A 12274-nucleotide genomic window follows, 5' to 3' on the forward strand; every position below is an offset into this window, starting at 1 on the left:
CGAACCGATGGCGCTGATCCTCGAGAATGTCTGGAAGTCCTACCCCGTCCGCGGCGGGCGCCGGGATATCCTGAAGGGCATCAACGCCGTGATCGAGCGCGGCGACGCGGTCGGCATCCTCGGCCGCAATGGCGCCGGCAAGTCCACCCTCATGCGGGTGATGTCGGGCGTGGAATCGCCGACCGAGGGGCGCGTGCGTCGCGAGATGTCCGTCTCCTGGCCGCTCGGCTCCGGCTTCGGCCTGCAGGCCAGCCTCACCGGCGCGGACAATGCCCGCTTCATCGCCCGCATCTATGGCCAGGACGTGCGCGAGACGCTCGACTTCGTGCAGTCCTTCTCCGAGATCGGGCAGTATTTCTTCGAGCCGGTCCGCACCTATTCCGCCGGCATGATGGGCCGCCTGCTGATGGGCCTGTCCTTCGCCGTGAAGTTCGACTGCTACCTCGTGGACGAGATCATCTCGGCCGGCGACCAGCGCTTCGTCCAGCGCTGCCAGACCATGCTGGAGGAGCGCCTTGGCAACGCCTCCCTCCTGATGGTCTCGCACTTCGCCGACCACATCAAACAGTACTGCCGCACCGCCGTCGTGCTCCGGAACGGCCTACTCGAGCTGTATGAGGACATCGATGAAGGTATCGCCGTCTATCAAAGCCTTTGATCCGGCGGCGCCAGCCTCCGGCGTCTCTGTCCCGGCGCAGCGTCGCCCGTCGAAGCTGGCGCGTACGCTGAAGAAGTGGCGCGGCTTCCTGCTGATGGTCGCCCTGCCCACCGCGCTGACCGCAGTCTACTTCTACGGCATCGCCGCCGGCCAGTATGCCAGCGAGGCACGCTTCCTCGTGCGCGGCGCCAGCGGCTCGGGCAGCGCGATGAACAGCGCCCTCGGCAGCGCCCTCGGCGGGGCCGGCTTCAAGCCCGTGCAGGAGGAGGCGATGGCCGTCCGCGACTTCCTGAATTCGCAGGAAGCCGTACGCGAGTTGCGCCAGTCCATGGATATCGTCTCCATCTGGCGCCGCCCCGAGGCGGACCTGCCCGCCATGCTGTGGGAGGAGAGCCCGACGGTCGAAGCCCTGACCCGCTACTACAAGCGTATGGTGACCGCCGACTACGACGCGGAATCGAGCGCCGTGTCGGTGCAGGTCCGCACCTTCCGCGCCGAGGATTCGAAGGAGGTGGCCGATGCGCTGCTCCGCGTCGCCGAAAACCTCGTCAACCGGCTGAGCGAGCGCCAACGCGCCGATACGCTCGGCACGGCCAGGGAGGAGGTGGCGATCGCCGAGCGCCGCGTGATCGCCGCGCGCGAGGCGATGACGAGCTTCCGCCAGGAGCAGCGGGCGATCGACCCCGCCAGCGAGACGGCCGCCAATGTCGGCGCCGTCACCGGCATGGAGGGCGCGCTCGCCCAGGCCCGGGCGGAGCTGCGCGAGAAGGGCGCCTTCATGCGGTACGACAACCCGCAGCTGGGCCTGGTGCGCAACCGCATCGCCGCGCTCGAAAGCCAGATCGCGAATGAGCGGCAGCGCCTGACCAGTGGCGAGCAGTCCGCGCCGCAGACCCTGGCGGGCTATGAGCGCCTGCTGCTGGAGCGGGAATTCTCCGACCGCCAGCTGGCCTCCGCCGTCGCCAGCCTCGAAGCCGCGCGGGTCAATGTGGCGCGCCAGCAGCTCTATCTCGCCCCTGTCACCCAGCCCCATGTCGCGGAAAGCGCGCAATACCCCAAGGCGGCCTTCGCCGTGGGCAGCGTTTTCGCCGTGCTCCTGGTGGTCTATGGCATCGCTTCCCTGATCTTCGCTGGATTCCGTGAACATGCAGCCTGAACGCCGCGCGTCGCGCGGCCCCGCCCTGGCGCTGGCCTTGCTGGCTGCCGCCATCCCCGTCTTCGCGCCGATCGGGGCCCTCGCCCAGACGCAGGGCCTGCCCGGCGGGAACTCGACCGTCCAGCAGGCCGTGCCCGGACGCCTCGGCCCGAGCACCTCCAACGCCTCGCCGGTCCAGAGCATCGATCAGCTGCTGCCCGACACCAGCATGCTCACCCGCCAGGGCACGGCCACCGAGGCCGAGGGCGGCCCGACCGTCAGCGGCCCGCTGGGCGAGCCGATGCGCATGCCCGGCCCCTCCACCACGGTCTTCGGGGCGAATCTCTTCGCGCGCGGCGCCTCCGTCTCCACGGATACGCCGAACCCGAACTACGTCATCGCGATCGGGGACCGGGTCTCCGTCCGCGTCTGGGGCGCGGTGGAATCCGAGGCGATCGGCCAGGTCGACGCGGACGGCAACCTGTTCCTGCCCTCCATCGGCCCCATCCGCGTCGCCGGCACCCGGGCGGGTGACCTGCAGCGCGTCGTGGAATCCGAGGTACGGCGCATCTACACGCAGCAGGTCCAGGTCTATGCGGTCCTGCTGAACGTCAACAAGGTCGGCGTCTTCGTCACCGGCTTCGTCCGCAGCCCCGGCCGCCACACCGGCACGGGCATGGACAGCGTGCTGGACTACCTCACCCGCGCCGGCGGCGTGGACCCGGCCCGCGGCTCCTACCGGGACATCCAGATCCAGCGCAACGGTCGCACGGTCCAGGCCGTGGACCTCTACCCCTTCCTGCTCACCGGCCGCCTGCCCCGCTTCCTCTTCCAGGAAGGCGACACCATCGTGGTCGCCAAGCAGGGCGCCCTGGTCAGCGTCGATGGCGCGGTGCGCAACAACTACCTCTTCGAGGTGCCGGGCCGCGCCATGAGCGGCGAGGAGCTGGTCCAGCTCGCCGGCCCGCTGCCCGCCGCCACGAACGTCGTGGTGCGCGGCACGCGCAACGGCGCGCCCTGGTCGCGCTACACCACCGTCACCGAGCTGCGCCGCCTCTCCCTGCTCGACCAGGACGTGGCCAGCTTCATCACGGATGCCCCGCCACAGACCATCCGCGTGACCATCGAGGGCAGCCGCATCGGCCCCTCCGTGCTGATCGCGGACCGGGACATCGGCCTCTGCCAGCTGCTCGACCATGTGGCGGTGGACCCCGTGCTGGCCGACACCCGCTCCGTCTTCCTCCTGCGGCCGAGCATCGCGGCCCAGCAGCGCCGCACGATCAACGAGACGCTGGACCGGCTGGAGCGCCAGCTCTTCAACGCCAGCTCCGTCACCACGGGCGTCGCCGAGATCCGGTCCAGCGAGGCCCAGCTCGTCTCGCAATACATCTCCCGCGGCCGCCGCGTGCAGCCCGAGGGACGGCTGGTGGTCTCCGACAGCTCCGGCCGCTGCACCGACACGCGGCTGATGGACAACGACACCATCGTCATCCCCGAGCGCAGCGAGGTGGTGCTGGTGGCCGGCGAGGTGGTGACGCCCCAGGCGATCGTCTGGCGCCCCAACCTGCGGGTCGAGGACTATGTGAACCAGGCCGGCGGCTTCACCCAGCGCGGCAATCTCTCGAACATCATGATCCGCCGCCCGAGCGGCGAGCTGATCCTGGATCCGCCCGAAGGTCCCCGCCCGGGTGACGAGCTGATCGCCCTGCCGCGCCTGGATCCGAAGCTGTTCCAGATCGGACGGGACATCCTCCAGCTCATCTACCAGAGCGCCCTGTCCGCCCGCGTCTTCCAGTAGCGTCGCACGCCCCGGGGAAGGCTCGACCCTCCCCGGGACACCCGCTTCCCCGATCCGGAACCTCACCGTCCTGCGGAGGTTCCGTTTCCTTCGATGGCTCCCGGAGAGGGCTCCGCCCTCGCCCGCCAAGGGCCTGAGGCCCTTGGAACCCCGCCTGACTGCCGTGGATGCCCCGGATCGGTGGGGCCTCTGGTTGAAGGGGTCTGATCCTGCGTTTGCAGTCGCCTGAGGTCTGAGACCTCAGGCGCACCGTCAGCCCCGTGATTCCAAACTTGAAGAAAAAGATGATGGTGAGGGGTCCGGGGAGAGGAAGAATTCCTTCTTCCTCTCCCCGGGACAGACCATCAGCCCAGAACCAGACCCGGCGGTATCAGCTCACCACGGCAGGCACGAGAAGGCGCTTCTCCAGATAGGAGACGCGGTCGCCCGGCGAGCGGCCGTGCATCAGCGCCACCGAGATCACGCCCATCCCGACACTGGGCTCCTCTCCCCGTCCGGCTGCCGCCTCCGGCAGTCGCGTGCCCGGGTGGCTGTCGATGGTCAGATGGAGAACAGGGTCGCCTGCCTCGATTTCGAGCGACACCTCGCCGATCGCCTCGGCCCGGTCCTCCAGCGTGGCGGCGCCCGCACCCTTGCGTCCCAGGCTCACCCGGACGAAGCCCTGCGCGCCGGGCGGCGGACGGAGCGAGAGCGCGACCCGGGCCGGTCCGTCCCATGGCGCGGAGAAGCGCAGTTCCGCCGTGCCCGGCCGGGTCCAGGCCCCCCAGTCCTGGGCGGGGTGCCACCCATCCCCGGCCAGCACGAACTCGGCCCGTGCGAGCCCGGAATGCGGCCCCTGGGCCCCGCCATGGCCGAGATGGATGGGGTGGCAGAGCGGCAGCGGCGGCGGCGGGTCCCGCTCCTGCGCCGCGAGGCGCCGCGCGGCGGCGAGCAGGTCCTCCGCCACCTCCGCCCAGGGACGCAGCCCCCCATGCCGGGGAATGCGCGCCACGGCGGCGGCGAGGCGCGCCGGATGGGTGAGCAGCCCCTGTACCGCCATGGCCAGGTCGTCCGCGCTGTTCGGCGCGAAGAACAGGGCGCCGTTCCGGCCACTTTCCATCAGGGCCGGGATTTCCGACACCACGGGCACCCGCCGGTGCAGCAGGGATTCCGAGACCGGCAGGCCCCATCCCTCATGGCGGCTGGGATAAAGGGTGAAAAGGCAGCCACGGTACAGCCGGGCCAGTGCCGCATCGTCCAGGTCGTGCAGAAGCGTGACGCGCTCCGCCAGTGCACGGTCGGCAGTCAGCGCCGCCATGACAGGCGCGTCGCCCGGTGCGCGGCGCCCGGCGAAGACCAGGCGCGGCGTGCCGCCCGGCCCGCGCCGCTCCAGCAGCATGCGCCAGGCTTCCAGCGCCACCAGGTGGTTCTTCCGCGGCTCCAGACTCGAAACGAGCAGGACATAGGGCTCGTCCGGCAGGTCCGGGTGCACGCGCCCGCCGCGCCCGCCGGCCGGCCGGCGGCGTGAAAGCCCCCCCAGGAAACCGCCGCCCGTCTCGGGCGCAGCCTCCGCCTCCTCCTCGTCCAGTTCCGGGTCCCTGCCATCGGGGGTCACCACGATCACCGGCGGCGCCGGCCAGTCCGGCAGGTGCCGCCCCATAAGCCGCCGGTATTCCGCGGCCGTTGCCTGGGAGACGGCGATCACCCCGTCCGACAGGACCGGCAGGCCGGAGAACCAGCGGGCGAACTCCGTCCGAAGCGCCGGCTCCGCGATCCCCGGCAGGACCAGGGGCCCGCAATCATGCAGCACCGGCACGTGCCGTGCCCCGGCCAGGCGCGCGGCCCGCAGGGCGGCGGCGTAGCGGGGCAGCCACCAGGCGCTGCCCAGCGTCACCAGCACCATCCCCGGCCCGGGCTGCAGCACCGGCCCCTCGCGGCGCCAGGACAGCAGCACGGCCAGCGTCGCCTTCCAGGCCGGATCCTCCGGATCGGCCCCGGAGCGGGAGAGGTGGTGCAGGCGCCGGAACAGCGCCATGGGCAACACCCGCCACTGCCCCTCCTCGGGATGCATGGCGCAGAGCGTCACCTCGCCCGCCGCGGCCGCCACCTCGGCCTGCACGCGCTGGATGCCGCTCGGGGCGCGCCGGTGCGCGAACCAGTTCACCAGGTCGGACAGGTCGAGAACCGGCCCCGCCGCGGGGGGCGCCGGCAGATGCGCCAGCGCGGAGCGCCACTCCGACCAGGCATTCACGTCCAGGGGATTGATCGCCAGGGCCCGGCCATAGGCCTCGGCCGCGTCTCCACGCCGGCCTAGCAGCTTCAGCGCATGGCCGATCTGCATGTGGATATCCGCATCGTCCGGCTGCATCGCCTCGGCCCGGCGGTACAGCTCCAGGGCGGCGGCGGGGTCGCCATCCTCCTTCAGGCAGTGGCCGCGCTGGACAAGGATGCCCCGGTCGTCCGGGCGCTGGCGAAGATAGGCGCCATAGGCCGCAGCGGCCTCGGCCCAGCGGCCCGCGTCCCGCGCGGCATCGCCCCGGGCCAGCAGCACGCCCGGCTTCTCCCCCGCCCCGTCCTCGGCCACGGCCATCCCCCATCCGGTTGCGGCCGGACCATGCCGCGCCCGGCCTTCCCTGACCAGCGTGTGACCCGCCCCTGGCTTCGGCTCCGGCGCTTCCTCGGCTAGGATCGGCCCGATGCGCCCCAGAATCCTGATCGACGGCTTCAACCTCGCGCTGGAGCACGGCACCGGCGTCTCCACCTATGCGCGGAACCTGTCCTACCGCCTGGGCAGCTCCGGCGCGGCGGTGGAGGTGCTGTACGGCCGGCACGTGAGCCCGAACTGGTCGCCCCTGATGCGCGAGGTCGCCTTCTTCGACGACCCCGCGATCGAGCAGATGACGCTCCGCCGCCGCATGCGCCGGCTGCGCCGCACGCTGACCGCGGGCATCGGCGAGACGATGTGCGACATCCCCGTGACCGGCCAGGTCGTCGCCGAAGGCTTCGCCGGCCGCCTGCCGCATTTCGACCAGCTGTGGAACGTGGAGGACATCTTCAACCGCGCCCACAACCGCTTCAAATGGGGCCCGAAGATCGTTCCCCTGCAGGTGCCGGGCGGCCCGCCGGCGGTGGCGCACTGGACCTATCCGCTGCCCATCCGCATCCCGGGCGCGCGCAACATCTATACAATGCACGACCTCGTGCCCCTGCGCCTGCCCTTCACCACGCTGGACCAGAAGCGCCGCTACTTCCGCCTCTGCCGCCTGCTGCTCGAGAAGGCCGACCATATCGTCACGGTCAGCGAGGCCTCGCGGCGCGACATCATCTCGCTCCTCGGCGCCGACCCGGAGAAGGTGACCAACACCTACCAGTCCGTGGAACTGCCGCCCCAGCTGGCGAACAAGCCCGAGGAGGTGGCGCGCGACGAGGTGCGGGGCGCCTTCGGCATGCGCTGGAAAGGCTACCACCTCTTCTTCGGCGCCATCGAGCCGAAGAAGAACCTTGCCCGGCTGATCGAGGCCTATCTCTCCTCCGGCGTCACCACCCCGCTGGTCATCCTCGGCAAGCAGGCCTGGAAATCCGATATCGAGCTGCGGCTGCTGGAGGCGAAGCATGTCCGCAAGACCCCGCCGCCCCTCTCCGGCGCCCGCATGAAGAAGGAGTCGGCGGGCCGCGTGATCCTGCTGGACTACGCGCCCTTCCGCCTCCTCATCTCCCTCATCCGCGGCGCGAAATCGGTCCTCTTCCCCTCCCTCTACGAGGGCTTCGGCCTGCCCGTGCTGGAGGCGATGAGCCTTGGCACCCCGGTCCTCACCTCGAACACCTCCTCCCTGCCGGAGGTGGTGGGCGATGCCGCGGTGAAGGTGAACCCCTACGACATCCGCGCGATGGTGGAGGGCATCCGCGTGCTGGATGCCGATGAGGAGCTGCGCGAGCACCTGGCCTGGGCCGGGCGCCGCCAGGCCGCCCTGTTCAGCGCCGCCGCCTATGAGCGGCGCCTGGCCGATGTCTATGCCCGGATGGGCGTGCGGCTGGAGCCGGGAACGGAGGAACCCCCGCCGCCCGGCGAGGAGGAGCCCTTGGACTCCGCCGCCGCCCTTCGCTAACACCCCCGCCCCGACGCCCATCAAGGCCCGTTCCCATGACCGATACGATGCCCGCCTCCCTGCCCGACCGCCTCTCCACCGACCCCACGAGCCCCTATTTCAACGCCGAGCTGCTGGAGCGGGGCGTGGGCATCCGCTTCAAGGGCGTCGAGAAGAACAACGTGGAGGAATACTGCGTCAGCGAGGGCTGGGTCCGCCTCTCCGTCGGCAAGGCCGTGGACCGCAAGGGCAAGCCGATGACCATGAAGCTCCAGGGCAAGGTCGAACCCTATCTGCGGGAAGCGGGCACGGACGAGGCCGCGCCGGAAGCATCGGAGGGCTGATCGTTCCGGGCGGGAGCCTCGCTTGACCCCGCCCGCGCCCCCTCCGCATATGGCGTCCATGCTCTTTCGGCTGCAGCCAGCCCCTATGGGGGCGCGAATTCCCGGCCCGGTCCTCGCCTGAGGGCCGGGATACACCGCAGCGCCTGCCCCCTTTGCCGCCCCGGCCCCAGCATGGCCCTGGCGGCCCCGAGACCCGGACCGACCATGACCGACGCCCCCGCCCCCGCAGACACCAAGGCAGCCACCAAGGCCGGGGGCCGCGACTATCGCGGCACCGTCTTCCTCCCGAAGACCCCTTTCCCCATGCGCGGGGACCTGCCGAAGCGCGAGCCCGCCACCCTTGCCCGCTGGAAGGCGCAGGACCTGCGCGGCCAGTTGCGGGAGCGGTCCCGCGGGTTGCAGAAGTTCGTCCTGCATGACGGCCCGCCCTATGCGAACGGCCCGCTCCATATCGGCCATGCGCTGAACAAGATCCTGAAGGACGTGATCAACCGCGCCGCCCAGATGTCGGGCCGCGACGCGGATTACGTCCCGGGCTGGGACTGCCACGGCCTGCCGATCGAATGGAAGGTGGAGGAGCAGTACCGCGCGAAGAAGCAGGACAAGGACAGCGTCCCCATCCTCGAATTCCGCGAGGAGTGCCGGCAATACGCCCGCCACTGGCTGGGCATCCAGTCCGAGGAGTTCCAGCGCCTGGGCGTGCTGGGCGACTGGGAGAACCGCTACGCGACCATGGACTTCACCTCCGAGGCGGTGATCGCCGAGGAGATCGGCCGCTTCCTGATGAACGGCTCCCTCTATCGCGGCCTGCGCCCGGTGATGTGGAGCCCGGTCGAGAAGACCGCGCTGGCCGATGCCGAGATCGAGTACCACGACGTCACCAGCGCCACGCTGCACGCCGCCTTCCCGGTCGTGAAGACCGACACGCCGGACCTGCAGGGCGCCCGCGTCCTCATCTGGACGACCACGCCCTGGACCATCCCCGCCAACCGGGCCGTGGCCTATGGCGAGGAGATCGACTACGCGCTGATCCATGTGGACGGCATCGCCGAGGGGTCGCTGCTCGCCACCGGCGACGACCTGATCGTCGCCCTCCCCCTCCTGCCCGCCTTCGCGAAGGAGGCTGGCCTCGCCGCCCATTCGCTCCGCCGCGTCATCAAGGGGAGCGAGTTCGCCGGCACCATCCTCGCGCATCCGCTGCGCGGCTGGGGCCCCGGCGAGGGCGCCTATGACCACGACGTGCCGATGCTCGCCGGCGATTTCGTCACCGCCGAGGCGGGCACGGGCTTCGTGCACATCGCCCCCAGCCATGGCGAGGACGACTTCGCCCTGGGCCGCGCGCATGGCCTGCCCGTGCCGGAGATGGTGGGCGACGACGGCACCTATACCGTCCAGGCCCCGGGCTTCACCGGCATCCATGTCTTCAAGGCGCATGAGCCCGTCTGGGCCGCGCTGGAGACGATGGGCACGCTCGCCGCCAAGGGCAGCCTGAAGCACAGCTACCCGCATTCCTGGCGCAGCAAGAAGCCCGTCATCTACCGCGCGACGCCGCAATGGTTCATCGCGATGGACGATGACAACCAGATCCGCGCCAAGGCGCTGAAGGCGATCGCGGAGACGCATTTCGTCCCGGACCAGGGCCGCAACCGCATCGGCTCCATGGTCGCCGCGCGGCCGGACTGGTGCATCTCCCGCCAGCGCGCCTGGGGCGTGCCCATCGCCGTCTTCGTGGACAAGCGCACGGGCGAGCCGCTGCGCGACCCCACGGTGATGCAGCGCATCCTCGCCGCCTTCCGCGAGGAAGGGGCCGATGCCTGGTACAAGCCCGGCGCCGCCGCCCGCTTCCTCGGGAATGAGAGGAACCCGGACGAGTACGAGCAGGTGATGGACATCGTGGACGTGTGGTTCGAGTCCGGCTCGACCCACGCCTTCTGCCTGCCCGACCACAACCTGCCCTTCCCGGCCGACCTCTACCTGGAGGGCTCGGACCAGCATCGCGGCTGGTTCCATTCCTCCCTGCTGGAGGCGATCGGCACGCGGGACATGGCGCCCTTCAAGGCCATCCTGACGCATGGCTTCGTGCTGGATGAGTCCGGCCGGAAGATGTCGAAGTCGCTCGGCAACGTCACCGCCCCTCAGGAGGTGATGAAGGACTACGGCGCCGATATCCTGCGCCTCTGGGTGATGAATTCCGACTTCGCGGACGACCTGCGCATCGGCAAGACCATCCTCGGCCAGCAGGCGGAACTGTACCGCCGCATCCGCAACACGCTGCGCTGGCTGCTGGGCAGCCTCGACGGCTTCACCGATGCCGAGAAGGTGGACCACGCCGAGCTGCCGGAGCTGGAGCGCTTCATCCTCCACCGCGTGGCCGAGATCGACACGCGGATCCGCCGCGCGGCGGCCGATTACGACTGGTCCGGCGTTGTGCCGGAAATCCACAACTTCTGCGCCTCCGACCTCTCGGCCTTCCTCTTCGACATCCGCAAGGACAGCCTCTACTGCGACCGTGCGGACGATCCGCGCCGCCGCGCCGCCCGCACGGTGCTGGACGTGCTGCACCGCTGCCTCTGCACCTGGCTGGCCCCAGTGCTCGTCTTCACGGCCGAGGAAGCCTGGCTCGCCCGCTTCGGCGAGGCGGCGGAGAGCGTGCATCTCCAGACCTTCCCCGAGATCCCGGCGGAATGGCAGAACGAGGCGCTGGCCGCGCGCTGGGCGCGGGTGCGCGCCGTGCGCGGCCTCGTCACCGCCGCGCTGGAGAAGGCCCGCGCCGCCGGCACGATCGGCAGCTCCCTCCAGGCCGCGCCGGAGCTCTTCCTGGGCGAGGCCTATGCCGACCTTGCCGACCTGCCCTGGGCCGAGCTCTGCATCACCTCCGACCTGACGCTGACCGCCTCCGCCCCGCAGGGTGAGGGGGTGGAGGCCGGGGAGCATGCCGCCGCGCGCTTCGTCCCGGCGCCGGGCCAGAAATGCGACCGCTGCTGGCGGGTTCTGCCGGAGGTCGGCCGCTCCGCCGCCCACCCCACCCTCTGCCTGCGCTGCGAAGCGGCGGTCGGCTGATGGCCGCCCCGGAGCAGGCGGCCAACCTCCGCCGCGGCCTCATCCTCGCTCTGCTCGTCCTGGTCGCGGACCAGGCGAGCAAGTGGTGGATCCTGGAGGTGCTGGACCTGCCCGCCCGCCGGAACGTCCCCCTGATCGGCGGGGGCGATTTCGGCCTGGACCTGACCATGGTCTGGAACCGCGGCGTCACCTTCGGCCTGCTCTCGGGCAGCGCGCCCTGGCATGCCTGGGCCCTGGCCGCCCTGGCCGGGGCCATCGCCCTTTTCCTCATCCGCTGGATGGCCAAGGCCGAGAACCGCCGGACCGCCCTCGCCCTGGGCGGCATCGTCGGCGGCGCCATCGGCAACGTCATCGACCGCGCGCGCTTCGGGGCGGTGGTGGATTTCGTCGACGCCTATGCCTGGGGCTGGCACTGGTATGTCTTCAACATCGCGGATGCGGCCATCGTCCTGGGGGTCGTCGTGCTGCTGATCGAGGCGGTGACGGCCCGCCCGCCCGCCACCGACCGGCCCGGAGAGACGGCATGACGAAGCGTTTCCCGCCCAGCGCCCTGTTTCCGCTCCCCGCGGACCCCTGCTAGAAGCGGCATCCATGAGCCCCCGCCCCCTCCTCCTGGCCCCCCTGCTGCTGCTGGCGGCCTGCGGCAACGACACGTCGCGCATGCTCGGCCTGACGCGCGACGCGCCGGACGAGTTCCAGGTGGTGACCCGCGCCCCGCTCTCCATTCCCTCCAGCCTGGGCAGCCTGCCGCCGCCGCGCCCCGGCGCCGCCCGCCCGCAGGAGCTTTCGGCCCGCGAGCGGGGCGAGATCACCCTCGCCCCCGCCACCCTGCTCGGCGAAGGCCGCAGCGACCGGCCTTCCGGCGCGGAATCGGCCCTCATCGCCCAGGCCAGCCAATCCGCGGGAATCGGCGCAACCCCCGGCAACATCCGCCGCCAGGTGGATGAGGAGGCCCTCCGCCTCGAACGCCCCCAGCGCAGCCTCGTGGAGCGGATGATGTTCTGGCAGGAGGCGCCCCGCCCCGGTACCGTGCTCGACCCCGAACGGGAGGCGCGGCGCCTGCGCGAGAACGCGGCCCTCGGCCGTTCGCCCGAGGAGGGCGAGACCCCCATCATCCAGCGCCGCCAGCGCGGCCTGCTGGACGGCCTGTTCTAGGCCCGGATTCCAGGACAGGGGCCGGGATGGGTTTTCACCGCAGGGAACCCGCCCGGCCAC

General features: G+C 71.0%; 9 protein-coding genes. 8 read left to right on the forward strand and 1 reads right to left on the reverse strand.

Annotated features, from left to right (window positions below):
• Positions 1–7 precede the first annotated feature (7 nt).
• Genes BUB97_RS08045 through BUB97_RS08055 form a run of 3 tightly spaced genes read left to right on the forward strand, consistent with a single transcriptional unit; the run spans position 8 to position 3591 of the window.
• Entirely contained in the window at positions 8–658 is a 651-nt protein-coding gene (locus BUB97_RS08045) for an ABC transporter ATP-binding protein (RefSeq protein WP_073133464.1), read from the forward strand.
• Complete coding sequence (locus BUB97_RS08050; RefSeq protein ID WP_073133466.1) at positions 627–1814, forward strand: KpsE/RkpR family capsule polysaccharide export protein; 1188 nt, start codon at positions 627–629, stop codon at positions 1812–1814. Before BUB97_RS08045 ends, BUB97_RS08050 begins: the two co-directional genes overlap by 32 nt.
• Positions 1804–3591 (forward strand): polysaccharide biosynthesis/export family protein, encoded by a 1788-nt coding sequence (locus tag BUB97_RS08055; RefSeq protein ID WP_073133468.1) that lies wholly within the window; start codon positions 1804–1806, stop codon positions 3589–3591. The genes BUB97_RS08050 and BUB97_RS08055 overlap by 11 nt, the downstream gene beginning before the upstream one ends.
• Positions 3592–3961: 370 nt before the next feature.
• Here the strand turns inward: BUB97_RS08055 and BUB97_RS08060 are convergent, their stop codons facing one another.
• Positions 3962–6160, reverse strand: a complete 2199-nt coding sequence (locus BUB97_RS08060; RefSeq protein WP_073133470.1) for a glycosyltransferase — start codon at positions 6158–6160, stop codon at positions 3962–3964.
• A gap of 106 nt (positions 6161–6266) precedes the next feature.
• Between BUB97_RS08060 and BUB97_RS08065 the strand changes: the two genes are divergently transcribed.
• The 5 genes from BUB97_RS08065 (at position 6267) to BUB97_RS08085 (ending at position 12214) form a co-directional block, all read left to right on the forward strand.
• Positions 6267–7676: a glycosyltransferase family 4 protein gene (locus tag BUB97_RS08065; protein ID WP_073133472.1), complete on the forward strand. Its 1410-nt coding sequence runs from the start codon at positions 6267–6269 to the stop codon at positions 7674–7676.
• A 47-nt stretch (positions 7677–7723) separates the two neighbouring features.
• Positions 7724–7999, forward strand: coding sequence for a DUF3297 family protein (locus tag BUB97_RS08070; RefSeq protein WP_073133733.1), 276 nt, complete (start codon positions 7724–7726; stop codon positions 7997–7999).
• 204 nt (positions 8000–8203) lie between these two features.
• On the forward strand, positions 8204–11059 hold the full coding sequence (gene ileS, locus BUB97_RS08075; protein WP_073133474.1) for an isoleucine--tRNA ligase: 2856 nt from the start codon (positions 8204–8206) through the stop codon (positions 11057–11059).
• Positions 11059–11586 carry a signal peptidase II gene (gene lspA / locus BUB97_RS08080; protein WP_073133476.1) on the forward strand — a complete coding sequence of 176 codons (528 nt, stop codon included), beginning with the start codon at positions 11059–11061 and terminating at the stop codon, positions 11584–11586. The genes ileS and lspA overlap by 1 nt, the downstream gene beginning before the upstream one ends.
• Before the next feature lie 64 nt (positions 11587–11650).
• On the forward strand, positions 11651–12214 hold the full coding sequence (locus tag BUB97_RS08085; protein ID WP_073133478.1) for a DUF3035 domain-containing protein: 564 nt from the start codon (positions 11651–11653) through the stop codon (positions 12212–12214).
• Positions 12215–12274: the final 60 nt, after the last annotated feature.

Source organism: Muricoccus roseus, from assembly GCF_900141905.1.
In the GTDB taxonomy this organism is placed as follows: Bacteria; Pseudomonadota; Alphaproteobacteria; order Acetobacterales; family Acetobacteraceae; genus Roseomonas; species Roseomonas rosea.

Bases quoted from the DNA above. Each gene is read 5' to 3' on its own strand.
- BUB97_RS08045 (WP_073133464.1), top strand. From the start codon at position 8: ATGGCGCTGATCCTCGAGAATGTCTGGAAGTCCTACCCCGTCCGCGGC.
- BUB97_RS08050 (WP_073133466.1), top strand. From the start codon at position 627: ATGAAGGTATCGCCGTCTATCAAAGCCTTTGATCCGGCGGCGCCAGCC.
- BUB97_RS08055 (WP_073133468.1), top strand. From the start codon at position 1,804: ATGCAGCCTGAACGCCGCGCGTCGCGCGGCCCCGCCCTGGCGCTGGCC.
- BUB97_RS08060 (WP_073133470.1), bottom strand. From the start codon at position 6,160: ATGGCCGTGGCCGAGGACGGGGCGGGGGAGAAGCCGGGCGTGCTGCTG.
- BUB97_RS08065 (WP_073133472.1), top strand. From the start codon at position 6,267: ATGCGCCCCAGAATCCTGATCGACGGCTTCAACCTCGCGCTGGAGCAC.
- BUB97_RS08070 (WP_073133733.1), top strand. From the start codon at position 7,724: ATGCCCGCCTCCCTGCCCGACCGCCTCTCCACCGACCCCACGAGCCCC.
- ileS (WP_073133474.1), top strand. From the start codon at position 8,204: ATGACCGACGCCCCCGCCCCCGCAGACACCAAGGCAGCCACCAAGGCC.
- lspA (WP_073133476.1), top strand. From the start codon at position 11,059: ATGGCCGCCCCGGAGCAGGCGGCCAACCTCCGCCGCGGCCTCATCCTC.
- BUB97_RS08085 (WP_073133478.1), top strand. From the start codon at position 11,651: ATGAGCCCCCGCCCCCTCCTCCTGGCCCCCCTGCTGCTGCTGGCGGCC.